The following is a 23,001-nucleotide window of genomic DNA, read 5'->3' as shown; positions in this document are numbered from 1 at the left end:
AAATTTTTTCGATTATTTCATAAAATATCAGTGGCAACAAGTTTTGTTTGATTAAAATAATTCAAAAAAATTTTTTAAAACCGCTTGCATTTGTTTTTGAAATGCGTTATACTTAAATTAACGCAAACGTTTGCGCCTTGATTGCGCAACGTTTTATAACAAACACATGAGGTGCTATTATGAAAAAACGTCAAAGTGGTGTGTTGATGCACATCTCTTCTCTGCCAGGAGCTTATGGGATTGGATCATTTGGTCAGACTGCCTATGATTTCGTCGATTTCTTGGTTCGTACCAAGCAACGTTACTGGCAAATCCTCCCTCTTGGGACAACAAGCTATGGAGATTCTCCATACCAATCATTCTCAGCCTTTGCTGGAAATACGCATTTTATCGACCTTGATATCTTGGTAGAGCAAGGCTTGCTCGAAGCCAGTGATCTTAAAGGTGTTGACTTTGGTAGCGATGCATCTGAAGTTGACTATGCGAAGATTTATTACGCACGTCGTCCACTTTTAGAAAAAGCAGTTAAACGCTTCTTGGAAGTGGGTGATGTCAAAGATTTTGAGAAGTTTGCTCAAGACAACCAATCATGGCTCGAACTCTTCGCAGAATATATGGCTATCAAAGAGCATTTTGACAATCTTGCTTGGACAGAATGGCCAGATGCAGACGCTCGTGCTCGTAAAGCTTCAGCACTTGAAAGCTACCGTGAGAAATTGGCAGACAAGTTGGTTTACCACCGTGTGACTCAATACTTCTTCTTCCAACAATGGTTGAAATTGAAAGCCTACGCTAACGACAACCACATTGAAATCGTTGGAGACATGCCAATTTACGTCGCAGAAGATTCAAGCGACATGTGGGCAAATCCACATCTCTTCAAGACAGATGCCACTGGTAAAGCAACTTGCATCGCAGGATGCCCACCAGATGAGTTTTCTGCCACTGGTCAGCTTTGGGGAAACCCAATCTATGACTGGGAAGCAATGGACAAAGACGGGTACAAATGGTGGGTTGAACGCTTGCGTGAAAGCTTCAAAATCTACGATATCGTTCGTATCGACCACTTCCGCGGTTTCGAATCTTACTGGGAAATTCCTGCTGGTTCCGATACAGCAGCACCTGGTAAATGGGTGAAAGGTCCAGGCTACAAACTCTTCGCAGCCGTTAAGGAAGAACTTGGTGAGCTAAACATCATCGCAGAAGACCTTGGTTTCATGACAGATGAAGTTATCGAGTTGCGCGAACGTACTGGCTTCCCAGGGATGAAGATTCTTCAATTTGCCTTCAACCCAGAAGACGAAAGTATCGATAGCCCACACTTGGCACCTGCTAACTCTGTTATGTACACAGGAACACACGATAACAATACAGTTCTTGGTTGGTACCGTAATGAGATCGACGATCCAACTCGTGAGTACATGGCGCGTTACACCAACCGTAAAGAGTATGAAACAGTGCCGCACGCAATGCTTCGTACAGTATTTTCATCAGTGAGCTTCATGGCTATTGCAACCATGCAAGACTTGCTAGAACTAGATGAGGCGGCTCGCATGAACTACCCATCTACTCTTGGTGGAAACTGGTCATGGCGTATGACAGCAGACCAACTCACACCAGCTGTTGAAGAAACTTTGCTTGACTTGACTACAATTTATCGCCGAATTAATGAAAATTTGGTAGAATTAAAGAAATAAGACAATATCAGGAGACACAAAAATGTTACCATTAAAAGAATTTGTACAAAAGCGTTACAATAAAACTATTGCAGAATGTAGCAATGAAGAGCTTTACCTTGCTCTTCTCAACTACAGCAAGCTTGCTAGCAGCCAAAAACCAGTCAACACTGGTAAGAAAAAAGTTTACTACATCTCAGCTGAGTTCTTGATTGGTAAACTCTTGTCAAACAACTTGATCAACCTTGGTCTTTACGACGATGTGAAAAAAGAACTTGCTGATGCCGGTAAAGAGTTGATCGAAATCGAAGAAGTAGAATTGGAACCATCACTTGGTAACGGTGGTTTGGGACGTTTGGCAGCCTGCTTTATCGACTCAATCGCTACACTTGGTTTGAATGGTGACGGTGTTGGATTGAACTATCACTTTGGTCTTTTCCAACAAGTTCTTAAAAACAACCAACAAGAAACGATTCCTAATGCTTGGTTGACAGAGCAAAACTGGTTGGTTCGCTCAAGCCGTAGCTACCAAGTGCCATTCGCACACTTCACATTGACATCTACTCTTTACGATATCGACGTACCTGGTTACAAGACAGCTACTAAAAACCGCTTGCGTTTGTTTGACTTGGATTCAGTTGATTCTTCTATCATCGAAGATGGTATCAACTTTGACAAGACGGATATCGCTCGCAACTTGACTCTTTTCCTTTACCCAGACGACAGCGACAAGCAAGGTGAATTGCTCCGTATCTTCCAACAATACTTCATGGTTTCAAACGGCGCGCAATTGATCATCGACGAAGCAATCGAAAAGGGAAGCAACTTGCACGACCTTGCGGACTACGCAGTTGTACAAATCAACGATACTCACCCATCAATGGTGATCCCTGAATTGATCCGTCTTTTGACTGAACGTGGTATCGAACTTGATGAAGCAATCTCTATCGTTCGTAGCATGACTGCCTACACGAACCACACAATCCTTGCTGAAGCCCTTGAAAAATGGCCTCTTGAATTCTTGGAAGAAGTGGTTCCTCACTTGGTACCAATCATCAAAGAATTGGACCGTCGTGTGAAAGCAGAATACAAAGACCCAGCTGTTCAAATCATTGATGAAAACGACCGTGTACACATGGCTCACATGGATATCCACTATGGATACAGCGTAAACGGGGTGGCAGCACTCCACACTGAGATCTTGAAGAATTCAGAGTTGAAAGCTTTCTACGACATCTACCCAGAAAAATTCAACAACAAAACAAACGGTATCACATTCCGTCGTTGGCTCATGCATGCCAACCCAAGACTATCTCACTACTTGGATGAGATTATTGGAGAGGGATGGCACCATGAAGCAGATGAGCTTGAAAAACTCTTGTCTTACGAAGACAAAGCAGCTGTCAAAGAAAAATTGGAAAGCATCAAGGCTCACAACAAACGTAAATTGGCTCGTCACTTGAAAGATCACCAAGGTGTGGAAATCAATACAAACTCTATCTTTGATATCCAAATCAAACGTCTTCACGAGTACAAACGCCAACAAATGAACGCTTTGTATGTCATCCACAAATACCTTGATATCAAGGCTGGTAACATCCCTGCTCGTCCAATCACAGTCTTCTTTGGTGGTAAAGCAGCTCCTGCCTACACAATCGCCCAAGACATCATTCACTTGATCCTTTGCTTGTCAGAAGTGATTGCAAATGATCCAGAAGTAGCTCCACACTTGCAAGTGGTTATGGTTGAAAACTACAACGTTACTGCAGCAAGCTTCCTTATCCCAGCATGTGATATCTCAGAACAAATCTCACTTGCTTCTAAAGAAGCTTCAGGTACTGGTAACATGAAATTCATGTTGAACGGTGCTTTGACTCTTGGTACTATGGACGGTGCTAACGTGGAAATCGCTGAGTTGGTTGGCGACGAAAACATCTATATCTTTGGTGAAGATTCAGAAACTGTTATCGACCTTTACGCAAAAGCAGCTTACAAATCAAGCGAATTCTATGCTCGTGAAGCTATCAAACCTTTGGTTGACTTCATTGTGAGCGATGCTGTTCTTGCAGTAGGTAAGAAAGAACGCTTGGAACGTCTTTACAACGAATTGATCAACAAAGACTGGTTCATGACTCTCCTTGACTTGGAAGACTACATTAAAGTCAAAGAGCAAATGCTTGCTGACTACGAAGACCGCGACGCATGGTTGGATAAAGTCATCGTTAACATTGCCAAAGCAGGATTCTTCTCATCTGACCGTACAATCGCTCAGTACAACGAAGATATCTGGCACTTGAACTAAGATACAAATTTATACTAATACATTTTGTAAAAAAGCGAGTTTCGATTGAAATTCGCTTTTTTTGAATAATGTTGATTTGAATCAATCTGGTCTAAAAAGAGAGAAATCATAGACGTATTGAAGGTTTAACACTCTCTTTCAACCTCATGCTTCTTCTTAGTTGATTACCTCACATTTCTTGTATCCGCTTACACGAAGTGTTATAATATGATTGCAGGAAAGAAGGTGTTCTTATGTGGAAAAAATATTTTTCAAAATATAAATGGACTGATTTATTTTGGATACTATTTGTGATTTGGTCATGCCTTTATATGGGTAATAGTAGTTCCTTTCCACTGACTCATCAAGAAATCTCTTTTCATGGATGTTGTTATGGGGCATCACTTGCCTCATTTCACTTGCTATTTATTGATAAATTTGTTATTTCGAATCGAAAATAAATGGAGAGGTTAAAATTTTTTCCACTTTTCGGATAGACAGTTGAAAAATCGCGATTTATACCCACACCTCAAGAGGAGGTGTGGGTTTTGTCTTATTGAAAGATTTATTTACACTGCTTTCCCAACTAAAATCTCTGCTTCGATGGTAATCTCAGTCAACTGACTCCAGTCAATCTTGGTTTGGTCAACGTGAAAGAGGAGAGGCGTCATGGCAAGCAGGGCTTGGCGTTGCTCAGCCGAGATAGGTTTTGTTAAGGAAGCAATCTGACTAGATTGGATGCTGAAGTATTCCTGGAAATGTTCCTTGATATCTTGGTTGGAATAGTCCTTGTTTGTCAGCTGGTCTTGTACCCTTTGACGGATTTCTTTGAGGTGATTTTCAGTCGGGATGACCTTGATCAAGATGCCATCTTTGGATAAAACGCGACGGAATTCCCCATAGTTGGCAGGTGAAAAGATGTCGAGCAGGATATCCATACTGGCGTCTTTTATAGGAAGTCGAGCCAGGTCACCGACAAACCAATTAACTGACCAGTTGAGTTCACTTTTAGCTGCGATTTGGACCGAGTCTTTTGAAATGTCAAAGGCATAGAAGGTTTTATCAGAGTGACTTTCTTGGAGTTTACGAGAGTAGAAACCTTCGCCACAACCGATATCCAAGACTGTTTTTGCGGATGGATTAGTTGTTAGTAAGTCCGAGATACCTTCTAAAATAGCCTGATAAAAACCAGCTTCAAGAATTTGCTGGCGGTTTTGGAAGTTTTCCTTGTCGTAGTTGGCAGATTGCTTGATTTGCGGAGCCAAGTTGACATAGCCGAATTTTGCCAGATCAAAAGAATGGCGGTTGCTACACTTGAGGCTAGACTCTACCAAGGCCAGATTTTCTTGGCAGATAGGGCAGGAAAAGGCAGTCGCAGAAGCAAAACGCTGAAGTTTGGGTTTGAGGTTTGTATTCATAGTTTAAGTGTATCAAAAGAGGCAAATGAAAGCAACTTTAGAAATAAGTAGATGGGAGATTCAGTAGAAATAAAACTAATTCTCCAATTTATAGAATAAAATTGCTTTTATATCTAAATTGCTATATAATAATGATAAGGAGGAAATAAGTATGTTAAAAGAAGTATTAACCGTTGCAAAAGTTGCGAAAAAATCATCACTCTTTTTGGGTGGTGTCGCATTTGGTACCCTTGGTTTGAAAATCTTGGCAAGTAAGGAAGCTAAAAAAGGTTATTCTAAAGCTTTGGCTAAGGCTTACAAGTTGAAAGACGGGCTAGATGCATCTGTTTCTGTTGTGAAACAACATGGAGACGATGTCTTGCAAGATGCCAAATATTTGTACGAGCAAGAGAAAAAAGAAGAGCAATTAGATAGCCTTATAGGAGAATAATATGTCTTTTAAAGTGCTACATAGAGGATACCAACATATCCGACTATCATCTTCTTTTTCACTCACCTTGGATATTCAAGACTATCTTCGTTCCTTGGCGAGAGATGAAAAGGGGATTGAGTCTATCCAGTTTTACATGGATCAACAGCACTTTACTCTACGCATAAAAGAAGGCTTTTCTGTATTAGATAATGCAGAAGCCTTTTTAAAAAGAATTGATAAAGGGAAAGTTTCTGAGTTGATGACTCTTCCCATTCGTAGAGAAGAGAGTGCTTATTCTATTGTTTCAGGTGCAGCGATTAAGCGTGTACTTTTTCGTAGTTTTGTGCCGTATCCTATTCGCTATATATGGACTTGTTATCAGGCTTTGGGTTATATTAGAGAAGCCTATCAAACACTAGCGCGTAAGGAACTAACGATGGAAGTCTTGGACTGTTCGGCGATTTTATTGTCCTTGTTTATGAACCAATCCAAGACAGCTAGCAATATCATGTTTATGCTTGATTTGGGGAATCATTTAGATCAGTGGTCTTTGAAAAAAACTGCAACAGATTTAGAACAAAGCCTTCTTGCAAAAGAGAGCGACGTATTCTTAGTACAGGGCGATACGGTTGTTAGTATCAAGAGTTCCGATGTTCAAATAGGAGATGTCTTGGTCCTATCTCAAGGAAATGAAATTCTGTTTGATGGACAAGTAGTTTCAGGTTTAGGTATGGTCAACGAAAGTTCCTTGACGGGAGAGAGTTTTCCAGTTGAAAAAAGAGAGTCTGATTTGGTTTGTGCAAATACAGTATTAGAAACTGGAGAGTTACGCATTCGTGTAACCGATAATCAGATGAACAGCCGGATTTTACAACTGATTGAGTTAATGAAGAAATCTGAAGAAAACAAGAAAACGAAACAACGCTATTTCATCAAGATGGCGGATAAGGTCGTCAAATATAATTTCTTGGGGGCTGGGCTAACTTACCTATTAACAGGTTCTTTTTCTAAGGCTATTTCTTTCCTATTAGTCGATTTCTCCTGCGCTTTGAAAATCTCTACTCCTGTAGCTTATTTGACAGCTATCAAGGAGGGGTTGAACCGTGAAATGGTGATTAAGGATGGGGATGTTCTGGAGAAATATCTGGAAGTTGATACTTTCTTGTTTGATAAGACGGGAACAATCACAACTAGTTATCCTATAGTTGAAAAGGTGTTACCTTTTGGGGACTATAGTGAGGAAGATATTCTCAGAATCAGTGCCTGTCTTGAGGAACACATTTATCATCCTATTGCTAATGCCATCGTCAAGCAAGCTGAGATAGAGGGAATTGAACATGAGGAAATGCATGGGAAACTCCAATATATTGCAAGCAAGGGGATCAAATCTCATATAGATGGCCAACCAGTTCTTATTGGGAATTATGTCTTGATGCAGGATGAGCAGATTCATATCAGTTCAGAACAAAATGCTTTAATTGAAGAGTACAAGAGTCACTACAATCTCTTATTCTTGGCTTATCAGAATGAATTGATTGGAATGTTCTGCATTCATACTCCTTTGAGAAAAGAAGCAAAAGCAGCCTTGGAGAAACTTAAGGCACAAGGGAAAAAATTGATTCTGGCAACAGGGGACACCTTGGTTAGGACAGAGGAATTAGTCAAAGATTTGCCCTTTGATCAGGTCTATACAGACTTGAAACCTGATGGGAAATTTGAGTTAGTAGAGGAACTGCAGAAAGCAGGTCACACGATTTTGATGGTTGGAGATGGATTGAATGACTCAGCGGCTCTAACCCTATCAGATATCGGTGTGGTGATGAATGAGAGTNCAGATATTTCTAAGCAGATGAGCGATATCTTATTGTTAGATAATCGTTTGGATTTCTTCCAAGAGTTGGATTGGCTATCATCATCTTTGCAAACACTCATCAAGAAGAATATTCAAGATACCGTTGTCGTAAATAGTAGTTTGATTGGCTTTGGCTTGTTTAATTGGCTCAGTCCTTCAAACCTCTCTATCCTACATAATCTAACAACCTTACGCATAGTCCTGCGTAGCCTGTCTATTAAGGGATAGATGGGGACTATTCACAGCAAAAAGGAGTTACCTTTCTCGAGGGTAACTCCTTTGTTTATAGGTAAATGTTTAACAATTTAGTAAGTCAACACAAAGTATTTCTTCTTCCCGCGGCGGATAACAGTGAGTTCGTTTTCTAACTTATCTGCGTCGCTCAAGACATAGTCAAGGTCTTGGATACGGTCGCCGTTGACGTAGATAGCTCCGTTTTGAACGTCTTCACGGGCTTGGCGTTTTGAATTGACCACACCAGATGAGACGAGAAGTTCCACGATATTGTGGTTTTCGTCTGCCTGTACTTGGTAGTTTGGCACTCCACGAAGTCCTTGTTTGAGTTCTTTGACAGAAAGGTTTTTGATGTTTCCAGCAAAGAGTTGCTCAGTTATGTTAAGAGCTTCTTTGTAAGCTTCTTCTCCGTGAACAAGAGTCACGACTTCACGAGCCAGGACTTTTTGAGCCAAGCGTTCGTGTGGAGCAGCTTCAAATTGTTTGCGGATGTCTTCAATCTCATCAAGTGATAAGAAGGTAAAGATTTTCAAGAAGCGAACAGCGTCAGCATCCATCACGTTCATCCAGAATTGGTACATTTCGTATGGAGAAGTCTTTTCAGGGTTGAGCCAGACTGCGTTTCCTTCTGATTTACCAAATTTCTTACCAGTTGCGTCTGTGATGAGTGGAACAGTGATAACGTGACCAGTCTTGTCAGCCTTACGACGAAGCAATTCGGTACCAGCTGTCATATTGCCCCACTGGTCAGAACCACCGATTTGTAGCGTTACGTTGTGCTCTTGGTTAAGGACGTAGAAGTCATACCCTTGCATGATTTGGTAGGCAAACTCAGTGTAAGAAATCCCTGTTTCAATCCGTTTCTTCACAGACTCCTTGCTCATCATGTAGTTGACAGTGAAGTATTTTCCGACATCACGGAGGAAGTCAATGAAGCTGATGCTGCCAAACCAGTCGTAGTTGTTGACCATGACAGCTTTATTTTCCCCATTTTCAAAGTCAAGAAAACGAGAAAGTTGTCCTTGGATAGACTTGACCCAGCCCTCTACTGTGTCTTTTGTTTGGAGACTACGCTCAGCATCTTTGAAGGACGGATCTCCGATGAGACCTGTTGCACCGCCAACGAGCGCATAAGGTTTGTGACCTGCTAGTTGCAAACGACGACTTGTCAAGATTGCGACAAGGTGGCCTAGGTGAAGGCTGTCAGCAGTTGGATCGTAGCCAGTATAATAAGAAACTTGACCTTCTTCTAGGGCTTTGCGCAAAGCTTCTTCATCAGTCGTTTGAAAAATCAAACCACGCTCTTTTAGCTCATCAAAAATGTGCATGTGTCTTTTCTCCTTTATAAAATATTGTTTCTACCTATTGTATCACAAACTTGATTAATAGCCTAGTAGAATAGGGAAGAAAGTGGCTATTTTATTGAAAGTTTTCCTTTTATGGTATAATAGAGAAAGCGAGGACATTCATGAAAGAAAGAATTAATGAATTAAAAACAAAAATGCTGCATTTTTTTCAGCAGCTAATGCAACGAATTGCAAAATGGAAGAAAAGACTAGCAGAAAAACTGGCTAATAAGAAAACCGGTAAAAAGGGGACCTCTTCTGATAAAGTTGGAAGGGCAGGATCTAATTTTGCTAAGGTTTTGAGTGGGTTTAAAATAGTTTTTAATACTCTCTTTATCCTAGGTTTTATCGGTGGACTGTTTGGTGCTGGGGTGGCTATGGGTTATGGAGTCGCTCTATTTGACAAGGCTCAGGTTCCTCAAGCAGAGGAGTTGGTCAAGCAAGTGAAGGATATTGCCTCCATCTCAGAAATCGCCTATTCTGACGGGACTACCATCGCTTCGATCGAGGGCGATTTGTTGCGCACTTCAGTTGCTTCGGATGCTATATCAGATAATCTTAAGAAAGCCATTATTGCGACAGAGGACGAGCATTTCAATGAACACAAGGGAGTTGTGCCTAAGGCCGTTATTCGTGCGACCTTGGGAACCTTTGTCGGTCTAGGCTCGTCTAGTGGTGGTTCGACCTTGACCCAGCAGGTCATCAAGCAACAGGTGGTAGGGGATGCTCCAACCTTGGCTCGTAAGGCGACAGAAATCGTAGATGCTCTTGCCTTGGAGCGTGTCATGAGCAAGGACGAAATTCTGACAACCTATCTGAATATTGCTCCTTTTGGTCGCAATCATAAAGGCCAAAATATTGCAGGTGCCCAGCAGGCTGCAGAAGGAATCTTTGGAGTCAATGCTTCGGATTTAACGGTCCCTCAAGCAGCCTTTATCGCAGGATTGCCACAGAGTCCGATTAGTTACTCTCCTTATGAATCTGATGGTAGTATGAAGAGTGATGAGGATATGGCTTTGGGAATCAAGCGTGCCAAGGATGTTCTCTACAACATGTACCGGACAGGGGCTCTAAGTCAGGAAGACTACGATAAGTACAAGGATTATGACTTTAAGAAAGACTTCCTACCATCAGGTAGTGTCAACGGAAGCTCACGCGACTATCTTTACTTTGCAACCTTGGCAGAAGCTACCGATCGGATGTATGATTATCTAGTTGAGAGAGATCATGTCTCTGCTCAAGAGTTAAAGAATGAGTCCATCCAGAAGGCTTATCATGACCTAGCAACCAAGGAAATTGAGAATGGTGGGTATAAGATTACGACAACTATCAATAAAAACGTTCATGCTGCGATGCAAAATGCGGTTGCGACCTACGGATATCTGCTAGATGATTCGACAGGCCAGCCCGAAGTAGGAAATGTCCTCATGGACAACCAAACAGGAGCCATTCTTGGATTTGTTGGTGGTCGTAATTATCAAGAAAATCAGAACAATCATGCCATTGACACCAAACGTTCTCCAGCTTCAACCACGAAGCCTATACTGGCCTATGGTATCGCTATTGACCAAGGTTTGATGGGAAGTGCAAGTATCTTGTCTAACTATCCGACAAACTTTTCAAACGGCAATCCCATCATGTATGCCAATAGTCCTGGTACGGGCATGATGACCTTGGGAGAAGCCCTTAACTACTCATGGAATATCCCAGCCTACTGGACTTATCGTACACTTCGAGAGAAGGGTGTTGATGTCAAGGGTTATATGGAAAAAATGGGTTACGAAATCCCAGAATATGGCATTGAAAGTTTACCGATGGGTGGGGGGATTGATGTTACAGTCGCCCAGCATACCAATGGTTATCAGACCTTGGCTAATAATGGGGTCTACCACAAGAAACATATGATTTCCAAGATTGAATCGACGACTGGGCAAGTGATTTATGAACATAAAATTCAATCTGTCCAAGTTTATTCAAAAGCGACAGCGACCATCATGCAGAGTTTGCTTCGAGAGGTGATCTCATCTCGAGTTACGTCAAGCTTTCAGACTGATTTGACCTCTATCAATCCAAGTCTAGCTCGCGCCGACTGGATCGGAAAAACTGGCACGACCAATGAAGATGAAAATATGTGGCTCATGCTTTCGACACCTAGATTAACCCTAGGTGGATGGATTGGGCATGATAATAATCATTCACTATCACGTAGAGCTGGTTATTCCAATAACTCTAATTATATGGCCCACTTGGTCAATGCTATCCAGCAAGCCGAACCTGGCATATGGGGGAATGAGCGCTTTAGTCTAGACCCAAGTGTGACCAAGTCTCAAGTCCTCAAATCGACAGGAGAGAAACCTGGCAAGGTCACAATCAATGGCAAAGAAGTCACCGTTTCAGGTTCTACAGTAACGAGCTACTGGGCTACTAAAGAAGGGGCGCCAGTAACCACTTACCGCTTTGCCATTGGAGGGAGCAATGCAGATTATCAAAATGCTTGGAAGAACATCCTAGGAAGTTTACCGAGTCTCCCGACCCCAACTCTCCCAAGTTCAAGTGGTAGTTCGGGAACAAGCTCATCAACTCGCTCAAATCAATCAAATCGATAGAATAAAAAAGTAGCAAGTTTCATTTAATATTATGTTTCGTGCTACTTTTTTCTTTTTTCATTTCGTGTTACAATAGGAGAATGAATAAGTATCAAAAGAAGATTTTTAAGGGAACTCTATATTCACTGTTGTCAGGTCTGATTTGGGGAATTTGTGGTATTTTAGGAGAATATTTTTTCGCTCATTATCAGGTGTCGTCTGGCTGGATCACTTCCATGCGCCTGCTTTTGGCAGGTAGCTTGGTCTTGTTTTTATCTGCCTTTCAGTTGCGCTTTCAACTATTGGACATTTGGCGAAATAAGAAAAACTATCTGCCTTTTTTCGCCTACGCTATTCTGGGGATTTTTTCTGTACAGTTTTTCTTCTATCTCTGCGTTGAATATTCCAATGCGACGACAGCAACGATTTTGCAATTTATCAGTCCAGTTTTTATCTTGTTTTATAATCGTATCGTCTATCAAAAGAAGGCTTCTATCACAGCCATTCTCTATGTTTTGATTGCCATGCTAGGTGTTTTTTTGATGGCTACAAAAGGGGATTTATCCAAGCTATCAATGACACCTCTGGCTTTGGTGACAGGGCTACTAAGTGCTGTAGGGGTCATGTTCAACGTTATTCTGCCTCAGCGTTTTGCACGTGACTATGGTTTTGTGCCAACCGTTGGTTGGGGGATGTTGCTAGCAGGTGTTTTTAGCAATTTTCTTTATCCTGTTCATCAGATTACCTTTCAACTTGATGTGACGAGCCTTTTGATTTGTTTTACTATTGCTGTGTTTGGAACGGCTTTTGCTTTTTTCCTTTCGATGAAGGCTGTGCTACTCGTCTCACCGTTAGTTGTGTCAGTTGTGAGTGCCAGCGAACCTTTATCTTCCGCATTGTTAAGTGTGCTATTTCTAGGTATGGTTTTGGATGGTTTTCTAGCTTTGGCTATGATTTTGATTATCGTTCCAATGGTTTTCTTATCAATTGAGGAAACGAAGGAAAGGTAAAATGTTCTGTTCGAGTGCTTAAGGCTTCAAATTTGAAGCCTTTTTTGGTAGAATAGGTATCATTATAATGAATCAGGAGGCGCCTATGACTGCCACAAAAATGAATGCCCAAGAAATCATTCAATTTATCGCCAATGCGGAAAAGAAAACCAGTGTTAAAGTAACCTTTGAGGGAGAACTCGCATCTGCTCTACCTAGCTCTGTTGTCAAACTAGGGAATGTTTTATTTGGAGACTGGAAGGACGTCGCTCCGCTTCTCGATGGTTTAGTAGAAAATCAAGACTATGTTGTCGAGCAAGATGCTCGTAATTCGGCAGTTCCCTTGCTAGACAAACGTGCTATCAATGCTCGTATCGAGCCAGGTGCTATTATCCGTGACCAGGTGGAAATTGGTGACAATGCTGTTATCATGATGGGAGCTGTTATCAATATCGGTGCTGAAATCGGTGCTGGAACCATGATTGATATGGGTGCTATCCTTGGTGGCCGTGCCATCGTTGGGAAAAACAGCCACGTTGGTGCAGGTGCAGTTTTGGCAGGTGTGATTGAGCCAGCTAGCGCTGAACCAGTTCGTGTCGGGGACAATGTTCTCATCGGAGCCAATGCAGTGGTTATCGAAGGAGTCCAAATCGGTAGTGGTTCAGTTGTCGCTGCAGGAGCTATCGTGACTCAAGATGTCCCAGAAAACGTTGTAGTAGCAGGTGTTCCAGCTCGTATCATCAAAGAAATTGACAGCCAAACCCAACAAAAAACAGCGCTAGAGGATGCGCTTCGTACTTTGTAATGGTAAAAGTAAAAAAGAGGCGGAACCCTTTTTCCAGCCTCTTTCTGCTATATAGGAGGACAGATAGATGTTAGATTTGATTCAGACCAGACGAGATTTACATCAGATTCCAGAGATTGGTTTGGAGGAATTCAAGACTCAGGCTTATTTGCTGGATGTGATTGAGAAATTGACTACGGGCAAGAATTTTGTTCAAGTTCGTACTTGGCGAACAGGGATTTTGGTCTACCTGCAGGGAAGTCAGCCGGAACGAACCATTGGTTGGCGAACAGACATTGATGGTCTGCCTATCGTCGAACAAACAGGACTGCCTTTTTCTTCCCAACATCAAGGTCGTATGCATGCTTGCGGACATGATTTCCACATGACTATTGCCTTGGGCTGTCTAGAACACGCCCTTGAGGAGCAACCCAAGAATAATTTGCTCTTCCTATTTCAGCCTGCTGAAGAAAATGAAGCTGGTGGTATGCTCATGTATGAAGATGGTGCTTTTGGGGACTGGCTACCAGACCAATTTTATGGTCTCCATGTTCGTCCAGATCTAAAGGTTGGACAGATTGCGACCAATACTCACACGCTCTTTGCTGGGACTTGCGAGGTTAAGATCCGTTTCAAAGGGAAAGGGGGACACGCAGCCTTTCCGCATGAAGCCAATGACGCCTTGGTGGCTGCTAGCTACTTTATCACCCAGGTGCAGTCAGTTGTCAGCCGCAATGTCAACCCAATCGAGGGAGCGGTGGTTACCTTTGGCCTTTTCCAAGCTGGAACAACCAACAATGTCATTACAGACACAGCATTTTTACACGGAACCATTCGTGCCTTGACTCAGGACATGAGCCTCTTGGTACAAAAGAGAGTCAAGACAGTCGCAGAAGGGGTTGCAGCAGCCTTTGATATGGAAGTCGAAGTAGAACTCAAACAAGGGGGCTACCTACCTGTTGAGAACAATCCAGCCTTGGCGCGTGAACTGATGGCCTTTTTTGAAGAGAAAGACGGAATTGAGTTGATTGATATCGAGCCAGCTATGACTGGTGAGGACTTTGGTTATCTCCTTTCGAAGGTAGATGGCGTTATGTTCTGGCTAGGTATCAACAGTCCCTACGCCCTTCATCACCCTCAGATGAGTCCTAAGGAAGAAGCCTTAGCCGTTGGGGTGGAAGCAGTATCTAGTTTCCTGAAAAAGAAGGCGGCGGAGTAGAGGAATTATCTATGAAATCGGAATTACGCAAGCAAGTTTTGCGAGAAATGAAGGCTTTATCTCAGGAGCAAAAACAGGCTATGGATCGAGCTTTAACAGAAAGATTTTTGAACCATCTTTTTTACCAAGAAGCCAAGGTCATCGCAACCTATCTCTCTTTTCCGCATGAGTTTCAAACGCAGGGACTGATCGATCAGGCGCTGAGGGATGGCAAGAAGGTACTGATACCCAAAACCTATCCCAAGGGGCGCATGGAGTTTGTGGTCTACGATCCGCAGCAGTTGAAAAAAACTTCCTTTGGTTTACTGGAGCCCCAAGGGGACTTGGAAGTGGTGGATGCCTCTCAGATTGATTTAATTCATGTTCCAGGGTTGGCTTTTACGAAAGAGGGCTATCGGATCGGATATGGCGGAGGCTACTACGACCGCTATTTGGAGAATTTTGCTGGTCAGACCATGAGCACAATCTATCCTTGTCAAGTTCAAGAATTTAACTCGGAAGACCACGATATTCCCGTCCAGGAGGTGCTAATCTATGAAGGAAATCTTTGATAAACGTTACCCTGTTACTAGTCTTTTTCTCCTAATGACAGCTTTGGTATTTCTCTTGATGTTGATTACTACGGGTATCAACTTTGATCAGACAAAAACTCTGTTTCAGTTTGGAGCTATGTATGGACCGATCATTCGCCTGTTCCCAGAGCAGATATGGCGCCTTTTTTCGGCTATATTTGTGCATATTGGTTGGGAACATTTCATTGTCAATATGATTTCACTCTACTTTCTTGGGCGACAGGTGGAGGAGATTTTCGGCTCTAAGCAATTTTTCCTTCTTTATCTCTTATCAGGAATGATGGGCAATCTCTTTGTGTTTGCTTTCACACCGAAAGTCCTAGCAGCAGGAGCATCCACCTCTCTCTATGGATTATTTGCTGCGATTATCGTTTTGCGCTATGCGACTCGCAGCCCCTATATCCAGCAGTTAGGGCAATCCTACCTGACGCTTTTCGTGATAAATATCATTGGAAGTATTCTGATTCCAGGAATCAGCCTAGCAGGGCATATCGGTGGCGCAGTAGGAGGTGCCTTTCTAGCAGTCATCTTTCCAGTTAAATGGGAAAGAAGGACGTTTAGTACCAGCCAGCGAATCGGAGCAACCCTACTTTTTGTCGCACTCGCCGTTTTCCTTTTCTACAAAGGAATGAGCTATGTGTAAGTTTGGAATACTTAAAAAGCTACCCAAAAAATGAGTAGCTTTTTATGTGAATTTGAACCATTCGAAACAACACAGCGAGTTAAAATAAGGCTTTGTCCGTACACAACTTGAAAAAGTGAGCACCGATTCGGTGTTTTTTATTTTATTATACTAACTTAGTATACTCCTATTTTTATAAAAAACAAACAGAAGTATAGTGCTTTCACAAAATTTGGCAAATAATTAGAGACAGGTGTGGGAACTGCTCGACCTATCGATTCTTTTCTTCGATGATAGGCAAAGTACAGGGATGAGATGAGTGCAAATAAAAAAAGAACTAGAATAGTCAACCACCCTAGTTCTTCTTTTGTTATAGATTATTTTTTTAATTTCTCTCCAGCTAACTCTTTTCCGAGTTGGATGAGGTAGTCTTTCAAGTCGTCTTTGACTTGGGGGTGTCTCAGAGCGTAGTCGATGGACGTTTTCATAAAGCCAAACTTATCTCCGACATCGTAGCGGGAACCCTTGAACTCACGAGCAAATACACGTTGTGTTTTATTGAGGGTGTCGATCGCATCTGTTAGCTGAATTTCATTTCCTGCACCTGGAGCTTGGTTTTCGAGGATTTGGAAAATTTCAGGCGTGAGGAGGTAGCGTCCAATAATAGCAAGGTCGCTAGGAGCGTCCTCTGGAGCAGGTTTTTCAACAAAGGTTTCAACACTGTAAAGGCCGTTTTTCCCTTCGCCTTGCGGAGCAATAACCCCATAGGCAGATACTTCATCGTGAGGGACAGGCATGACAGCGATAGTAGACGCGTGGGTACGTTCATAGTCATCCATGAGTTGTTTGGTGAGCGGAACAGCCTTTTCATTAGTGATATCCATCAAGTCATCCCCAAGCATAACGACAAAAGGTTCATTTCCAACGAAAGCCTTGGCTTGCAAAACAGCATCTCCGAGACCGCGTGGATGAGTTTGGCGGATAAAATGCAGACGCATGCCAGTTGTTTCATCAACTAGCTTCAAAAGATCCGTTTTCCCTTTTTCTTTGAGGTTGTATTCCAATTCGAAGTTTGAGTCGAAGTGGTCCTCAATGGAACGTTTTGACTTACCAGTAACAACCAAGATATCTTCGATTCCAGATTTGAGGGCTTCTTCAACGATAAATTGGATGGTTGGTTTATCTACGATTGGCAACATTTCCTTGGCTAAGGCCTTGGTTGCAGGGAGGAAACGAGTTCCCAATCCAGCTGCAGGGATGACTGCTTTTCTGACTTTTTGTTTCATAATGTTCCTTTCCATAAGGGTCTAAGACCATTCGTTTTCTGCTTTAAATTCGTTGTTCATGATGTCATTGATTGCTTCTTTGATATTGACACCTTCATAGATAACTCGATAAATGGCTTGTGTGATTGGCATGTAGACACCCAATTCCTGAGCCAGTTCGTAAGCTGCTCGAGTCGTTGAAATTCCTTCAATGACCATGCCCATGTTGGCTTCGATGTCTGCGAGGGATTCTCCACGACCGAGAGCATCACCTGCCCTCCAGTTACGAGAGTGGACAGATGTCCCCGTTACGATCAAATCACCAACTCCAGAAAGACCGCTATAAGTCAGAGGATTAGCTCCAAGAGCGACACCTAGACGGGTGATTTCTGCCAAGCCACGGGCGATGATGGCTGCCTTGGCATTGTCGCCAAATCCTAGGCCATGTAATGCTCCTGCACCAACTGCAATGATGTTTTTAAGAGCACCAGCGGTTTCAACCCCGATAACATCTGTATTGGTATAGAGGCGGAAGTAGTGATTGCTAAAGAGATTTTGAACGTACTGAGCAATTTCAAGGTCTTTAGAGGCTGCAGTGATCAAGGTAATGTCGCGTACAATGGTTTCCTCAGCGTGGCTAGGTCCTGAAACAACGACGATGTCACTACGGAGGTCAGCTGGAATTTCCTCTTCCAGAATGGTTGATAGGCGTTTGTGACTATCTGGTTCCAAGCCTTTGGAGGCATGCATGATGACAACCTTGTGATCGAGTACCTTTGCTACTTGTTGGGCAACCAGTCTCGTTACTTTTGTTGGGACAACAAATAAAACAGCGTCTACATTTTTCAATGTTTCTCCCAAGTCATGGTAGGCCTTGATGTTTTCGTCGAGTAGGATGTCTTTGAAATAGCGTTTGTTTGTATGTTGGTTATTGATTTCATCGATCTGGTCAGAAATATTTCCCCAAATTCGAACCTCGTGTCCATTATCGTTTAGAACCTGCGAAAGGGCAGTTCCCCAAGAACCAGGACCCAAGACAGCGATGGTTTGTTTCTTCATCTTCTCCTCCTTTTAAGAGTTCTCCTTTCATTTTATCATAAAAAGCCTTTTCATGCACCTACTTATAGGCAAAGATAGGATTTTAAGATAAAATACTTCTTTGACAAGATTCCTCTTTTTTGCTAGAATAGCATCAACATGAAAGAATGAGAGGAGCTGGCGAATTTCGTCACTCCCTTTTGTCTATCTGATTAGGAGGAAGTATGCTGATTGAAAAAATTAAAGCCTATAAATGGCAAGCCTTGGCATCCTTTGTGATGACAGGCTTGATGGTTGCGAGCTCACTCTTGCAACCTCGCTATTTGCAGGAGGTTTTAGATGCTCTACTGGCTGGCCAACATGAGGCTATTTATAGTATTGGGGCATGGTTGATAGGAGTAGCCCTCGTGGGTCTGGTTGCAGGTGGTGTCAATGTTATTCTTGCAGCCTATATCGCTCAGGGAGTATCTTCGGATCTTCGGGAAGATGCTTTTCGTAAGATCCAAACCTTTTCTTATGCCAACATTGAGCGGTTTAATGCTGGGAATCTGGTTGTCCGCATGACCAATGATATCAACCAAATTCAGAACATGGTGATGATGGTTTTCCAAATCCTTTTCCGTCTTCCTTTGCTTTTTATTGGTTCCTTTATCTTAGCGGTTCACACCCTGCCTTCACTTTGGTGGGTAATTGTCCTTATGGTAGTGCTGATTTTTGCGCTTACAGGTATCATGATGGGGATGATGGGGCCACGCTTCGCCAAGTTTCAAACCCTTCTTGAACGAATTAATGCCATCGCCAAGGAAAATCTACGTGGTGTGCGTGTGGTCAAATCCTTTGTGCAGGAAAAAGAGCAATTTGACAAGTTTACAGAGGTCTCAGATGAGCTTCTGGGACAAAATATTTATATTGGCTATGCCTTTTCAGTAGTGGAACCTTTTATGATGCTCATTGGGTACGGAGCGGTTTTCCTATCCATCTGGTTGGTTGCGGGAATGGCTCAGTCGGATCCGTCAGTCGTTGGTTCTATTGCTTCCTTTGTCAACTATCTCAGTCAGATTATCTTTACAATCGTCATGGTTGGATTTTTAGGGAATTCTGTCAGTCGGGCTATGATTTCGATGATGCGTATCCGTGAGGTTCTAGATACCGAGCCAGCGATGACTTTTAAGGATCTTTCAGATGAGGATCTAGAAGGAAGTCTCTCTTTTGAAAATGTGACCTTCACTTATCCTACTGATGAAGAGCCCATGCTTAAGAATGTAAGCTTTGAAGTTGCACCAGGTCAGATGGTCGGTGTGGTAGGGGCGACTGGGGCAGGTAAGTCCACCCTTGCCCAGCTAATTCCACGACTTTTTGATCCACAGGAGGGTTCCATCAAGATTGGTGGCAAGGACATTCGAGATGTCAGCGAGGGAACCTTGCGTAAAACGGTCTCCATCGTCTTGCAAAGAGCTATTCTCTTTAGTGGGACTATTGCAGATAATCTCCGTCAAGGAAAAGGCAATGCCAGCGTATCCGAGCTTGAACGTGCGGCGCGGATTGCCCAAGCCAGTGAATTTATCGGACGCATGGAAAACAAATTTGAGAGTCAGGTTGAAGAACGGGGCACCAACTTTTCTGGTGGACAAAAACAACGGATGTCGATTGCTCGAGGGATTGTCAGCAATCCCCGTATCCTGATTTTTGACGATTCGACTTCAGCCTTGGATGCCAAGTCAGAGAGACTCGTTCAGGAGGCTTTGAATAAAGACCTGAAAGGGACAACAACGATTATCATCGCTCAAAAAATCAGTTCAGTCGTCCATGCAGACAAGATTTTGGTCTTGGACCAAGGACGCTTGATTGGAGAAGGAAGGCATGCAGACTTGGTAGCTAACAATGCCGTCTACCGCGAAATCTACGAAACACAAAAGGGAAAGGAGGAATAAAATGAAAACCGTTCGATTTTTCTGGAATTATTTTAAAGTTTACAAGCTCTCCTTTGTCATTGTGATTCTGATGGTTGCAGTTGCGACGATTGCCCAAGCCCTCTTTCCAGTTTTTTCAGGTCAAGCAGTGACCGAACTTGCTAATCTAGTCCTAGCCTATCAAAATGGCACTTCAGAACTAGCCTGGCAGAGTTTGTCAGCTCTGATGCTGAATCTAGCCATGGTTGTGCTGGTCTTGGTTGTGTCCAGTTTGATTTACATGATTTTGATGACCCGTATTATTTCTGAGTCAACTAATGAGATGCGTAAGGGCCTCTTTGGCAAGCTTTCGCGTCTGACTGTTTCTTTCTTTGACCGCCATCAAGATGGCGATATCCTTTCACGCTTCACTAGTGACTTGGACAATATCCTTCAGGCTTTCAATGAAAGCCTAGTTCAGGTCATGAGCAATATTGCTCTTTACATCGGCTTGATTTTTGTCATGTTTTCAAAAAATGTGACGCTGGCGCTAATTACCATTGCCAGTACACCAGTAGCCTTTCTCATGCTGGTTTTTATTGTAAAAATGGCTCGCAAGTACACCAACATCCAGCAACAAGAAGTCGGAAAACTCAATGCCTACATGGATGAAAGCATCTCAGGTCAAAAGGTTGTCATCGTTCAAGGAATTCAAGAAGACATCATAGCAGGATTTGTGGAGCAAAATGAGCGCGTGCGCAAGGCGACCTTTAAGGGGAGAATATTCTCAGGCATCCTCTTTCCAGTTATGAATGGGATGAGCTTGGTCAATACGGCCATCGTCATTTTTGCAGGTTCAGCCTTCTTGCTGAACGATCCAAGTATTGAAACAACGACAGCCCTAGGTTTGATTGTCATGTTTACCCAATTTTCTCAGCAGTACTACCAGCCGATTATCCAGGTGGCTGCGAGTTGGGGAAGTCTCCAGTTGGCCTTTACTGGAGCGGATCGTATCCAAGAAATGTTCGATGCAGAAGAAGAGATTCGCCCGCAAAATGCTCCAGCCTTTACGGAATTGCGAGAAGGCGTTGAAATCAGTCATATTGATTTCTCTTATGTGCCAGACAAGCCGATTTTAAAAGATGTTAGCATTTCAGCTCCTAAGGGGGAGATGATAGCAGTTGTCGGTCCGACTGGTTCAGGGAAAACGACCATCATGAACCTTATCAATCGCTTCTACGATGTGGATGCAGGTAGCATTTGCTTTGATGGCAAAGACATCCGTGACTACGACTTGGACAGCCTGCGGAGCAAGGTCGGGATTGTCTTGCAGGATTCGGTCTTGTTTAGTGGAACGATCCGAGACAATATCCGCTTTGGTGTGCCAGATGCCAGTCAGGAAATGGTCGAAGCAGCTGCCAAGGCAACTCATATTCATGACTACATTGAAAGCTTGCCTGACAAGTATGATACCCTTATTGATGATGAGCAAAACATCTTCTCAACTGGTCAGAAACAATTGATTTCCATCGCCCGGACCTTGATGACAGATCCCCAAGTCCTAATCTTAGATGAAGCGACTTCCAATGTGGATACTGTAACAGAAAGCAAGATTCAACATGCCATGGAGGCCGTTGTAGCAGGACGAACCAGTTTTGTTATTGCCCATCGTCTCAAAACCATCCTCAATGCCGATCAGATTATTGTCCTCAAAGATGGAGAGGTCATTGAACGTGGAAATCATCACGAGTTGCTCAAGCTCGGCGGTTTCTACTCGGAACTGTATCACAATCAATTTGTCTTCGAATAAGAAAGAAGTTGTCCTCTTGGGCAGCTTTTTCTTGTCCATAAAAAATACTTATCACGGTCTTTAAAAAAACATATTAGACAGGAAAGGGTTGGAGTGATAAGATAAGACTGTCGCAAGAAAATCGAAAGGAGACACATCATGGCTAGAACGGTTGTAGGAGTTGCTGCAAATCTATGTCCTGTAGATGCAGAAGGGAAAAACATTCACTCATCTGTATCTTGTAAATTTGCAGAGAGCATTCGTCAAGTCGGTGGTCTCCCTTTAGTAATTCCTGTAGGAGATGAGTCCATTGTGCGCGATTATGTGGAAATGATTGACAAACTCATCTTGACAGGTGGGCAAAATGTCCATCCTCAGTTTTACGGGGAGAAAAAGACTATTGAGAGTGATGATTACAACCTTGTACGCGATGAGTTTGAACTAGCTCTCTTGAAAGAAGCGCTCCGTCAGAATAAACCAATTATGGCAATCTGTCGTGGTGTTCAGCTGGTCAATGTTGCTTTTGGTGGCACTCTCCACCAAGAAATTGAAGGTCACTGGCAAGGCTTGCCTTTTGGGACATCTCATACTATTGAGACAGTAGAAGGAAGCGTGGTGGCTAAGTTGTTTGGCAAAGAAAGTCAGGTCAACTCAGTCCATCGTCAGAGTATCAAAGATCTGGCACCTAATTTCCGTGTGACAGCGGTGGACCCTCGAGATCAGACAGTGGAAGCGATTGAGTCTGTCGACGAGCATCGTATTATCGGTTTACAGTGGCACCCAGAGTTCCTGGTCAATGAAGAAGATGGCAATTTAGAATTATTTGAGTATTTATTAAATGAATTGTAACGGTTAGAATCTCTAGCCGTTTTTTTGTCTTATTTCGTTCAAATTTTAATATTGTAACATTTTTTACGCAAATGTTTAAATTATGATAAAATTTGGAAAAATTCAGTATAAAAACTTGAAAAAATCTAAGGTAAGGGTTATGATAGAAGAGAAGAAATTTTGGAGGAATATTATGTCACAT

At 42.7% G+C, this 23,001-nt stretch carries 18 protein-coding genes; 14 read left to right on the top strand and 4 right to left on the bottom strand.

The features are described 5' to 3' along the window. Positions 1–179 precede the first annotated feature (179 nt). The 3 genes from malQ to D8804_RS10410 all read left to right on the top strand — a co-directional run bounded on the left by malQ (position 180) and on the right by D8804_RS10410 (position 4,418). Positions 180–1,697 carry a 4-alpha-glucanotransferase gene (malQ, locus tag D8804_RS04395; RefSeq protein ID WP_084945474.1) on the top strand — a complete coding sequence of 506 codons (1,518 nt, stop codon included), beginning with the start codon at positions 180–182 and terminating at the stop codon, positions 1,695–1,697. Between the two features lie 22 nt (positions 1,698–1,719). Beyond that, positions 1,720–3,978, top strand: a complete 2,259-nt coding sequence (gene glgP, locus D8804_RS04390; protein WP_125398973.1) for a glycogen/starch/alpha-glucan family phosphorylase — start codon at positions 1,720–1,722, stop codon at positions 3,976–3,978. 233 nt (positions 3,979–4,211) lie between these two features. Continuing rightward, positions 4,212–4,418: a hypothetical protein gene (locus D8804_RS10410; RefSeq protein WP_033587430.1), complete on the top strand. Its 207-nt coding sequence runs from the start codon at positions 4,212–4,214 to the stop codon at positions 4,416–4,418. Between the two features lie 108 nt (positions 4,419–4,526). Here the strand turns inward: D8804_RS10410 and D8804_RS04380 are convergent, their stop codons facing one another. Next, positions 4,527–5,375, bottom strand: a complete 849-nt coding sequence (locus D8804_RS04380) for a putative RNA methyltransferase (protein ID WP_125398972.1) — start codon at positions 5,373–5,375, stop codon at positions 4,527–4,529. A 151-nt stretch (positions 5,376–5,526) separates the two neighbouring features. On the opposite strand from D8804_RS04380, the gene D8804_RS04375 reads away from it, so the two are divergent. Together D8804_RS04375 and D8804_RS04370 are read left to right on the top strand one after the other, a co-directional pair. Next, a complete protein-coding gene (locus tag D8804_RS04375; RefSeq protein ID WP_000910910.1) occupies positions 5,527–5,805 on the top strand; it encodes a DUF6110 family protein in 279 nt (92 codons plus the stop codon). A gap of 1 nt (position 5,806) precedes the next feature. Continuing rightward, on the top strand, positions 5,807–7,867 hold the full coding sequence (locus tag D8804_RS04370; RefSeq protein WP_125398971.1) for a heavy metal translocating P-type ATPase: 2,061 nt from the start codon (positions 5,807–5,809) through the stop codon (positions 7,865–7,867). A 77-nt stretch (positions 7,868–7,944) separates the two neighbouring features. Here D8804_RS04370 and tyrS read toward each other — a convergent pair whose 3' ends face one another. Further along, positions 7,945–9,201, bottom strand: coding sequence for a tyrosine--tRNA ligase (gene tyrS / locus D8804_RS04365; RefSeq protein ID WP_000546907.1), 1,257 nt, complete (start codon positions 9,199–9,201; stop codon positions 7,945–7,947). Between the two features lie 140 nt (positions 9,202–9,341). On the opposite strand from tyrS, the gene pbp1b reads away from it, so the two are divergent. The 6 genes from pbp1b (at position 9,342) to D8804_RS04335 (ending at position 16,011) form a co-directional block, all read left to right on the top strand. Beyond that, a complete protein-coding gene (pbp1b, locus tag D8804_RS04360; protein ID WP_125398970.1) occupies positions 9,342–11,825 on the top strand; it encodes a penicillin-binding protein PBP1B in 2,484 nt (827 codons plus the stop codon). 80 nt (positions 11,826–11,905) lie between these two features. Then, the gene (locus D8804_RS04355) at positions 11,906–12,814 is read left to right on the top strand and encodes a DMT family transporter (RefSeq protein ID WP_125398969.1); all 909 of its coding nucleotides are present in this window, start codon (positions 11,906–11,908) and stop codon (positions 12,812–12,814) included. An 85-nt stretch (positions 12,815–12,899) separates the two neighbouring features. After that, entirely contained in the window at positions 12,900–13,598 is a 699-nt protein-coding gene (gene dapD / locus D8804_RS04350) for a 2,3,4,5-tetrahydropyridine-2,6-dicarboxylate N-acetyltransferase (RefSeq protein WP_125398968.1), read from the top strand. A 67-nt stretch (positions 13,599–13,665) separates the two neighbouring features. Then, the gene (locus tag D8804_RS04345; protein ID WP_125398967.1) at positions 13,666–14,796 is read left to right on the top strand and encodes an N-acetyldiaminopimelate deacetylase; all 1,131 of its coding nucleotides are present in this window, start codon (positions 13,666–13,668) and stop codon (positions 14,794–14,796) included. Positions 14,797–14,807: 11 nt separating this feature from the next. Continuing rightward, entirely contained in the window at positions 14,808–15,347 is a 540-nt protein-coding gene (locus D8804_RS04340; protein WP_125398966.1) for a 5-formyltetrahydrofolate cyclo-ligase, read from the top strand. Then, on the top strand, positions 15,331–16,011 hold the full coding sequence (locus tag D8804_RS04335) for a rhomboid family intramembrane serine protease (protein ID WP_125398965.1): 681 nt from the start codon (positions 15,331–15,333) through the stop codon (positions 16,009–16,011). Before D8804_RS04340 ends, D8804_RS04335 begins: the two co-directional genes overlap by 17 nt. Positions 16,012–16,367: 356 nt before the next feature. Here the strand turns inward: D8804_RS04335 and galU are convergent, their stop codons facing one another. Next, on the bottom strand, positions 16,368–17,276 hold the full coding sequence (gene galU, locus D8804_RS04330) for a UTP--glucose-1-phosphate uridylyltransferase GalU (RefSeq protein WP_000811032.1): 909 nt from the start codon (positions 17,274–17,276) through the stop codon (positions 16,368–16,370). A gap of 21 nt (positions 17,277–17,297) precedes the next feature. After that, entirely contained in the window at positions 17,298–18,314 is a 1,017-nt protein-coding gene (locus D8804_RS04325) for an NAD(P)H-dependent glycerol-3-phosphate dehydrogenase (RefSeq protein WP_125398964.1), read from the bottom strand. A gap of 203 nt (positions 18,315–18,517) precedes the next feature. Here D8804_RS04325 and D8804_RS04320 point away from each other — a divergent pair, with 203 nt between their 5' ends. From D8804_RS04320 to D8804_RS04310, 3 genes are all read left to right on the top strand, one after another. After that, the gene (locus tag D8804_RS04320) at positions 18,518–20,224 is read left to right on the top strand and encodes an ABC transporter ATP-binding protein (protein ID WP_125398963.1); all 1,707 of its coding nucleotides are present in this window, start codon (positions 18,518–18,520) and stop codon (positions 20,222–20,224) included. 1 nt (position 20,225) lies between these two features. Continuing rightward, complete coding sequence (locus tag D8804_RS04315) at positions 20,226–21,992, top strand: ABC transporter ATP-binding protein (protein ID WP_125398962.1); 1,767 nt, start codon at positions 20,226–20,228, stop codon at positions 21,990–21,992. A 138-nt stretch (positions 21,993–22,130) separates the two neighbouring features. Then, complete coding sequence (locus D8804_RS04310) at positions 22,131–22,820, top strand: gamma-glutamyl-gamma-aminobutyrate hydrolase family protein (protein ID WP_049478403.1); 690 nt, start codon at positions 22,131–22,133, stop codon at positions 22,818–22,820. Positions 22,821–23,001 lie beyond the last annotated feature (181 nt).

The sequence above is a fragment of the Streptococcus oralis genome (assembly GCF_003944215.1).
Classification (GTDB): Bacteria; Bacillota; Bacilli; order Lactobacillales; family Streptococcaceae; genus Streptococcus; species Streptococcus oralis_BI.
The sequence above is the reverse complement of the archived record's forward strand: the minus strand, read 5'-3'. Positions and strand labels throughout refer to the sequence as shown.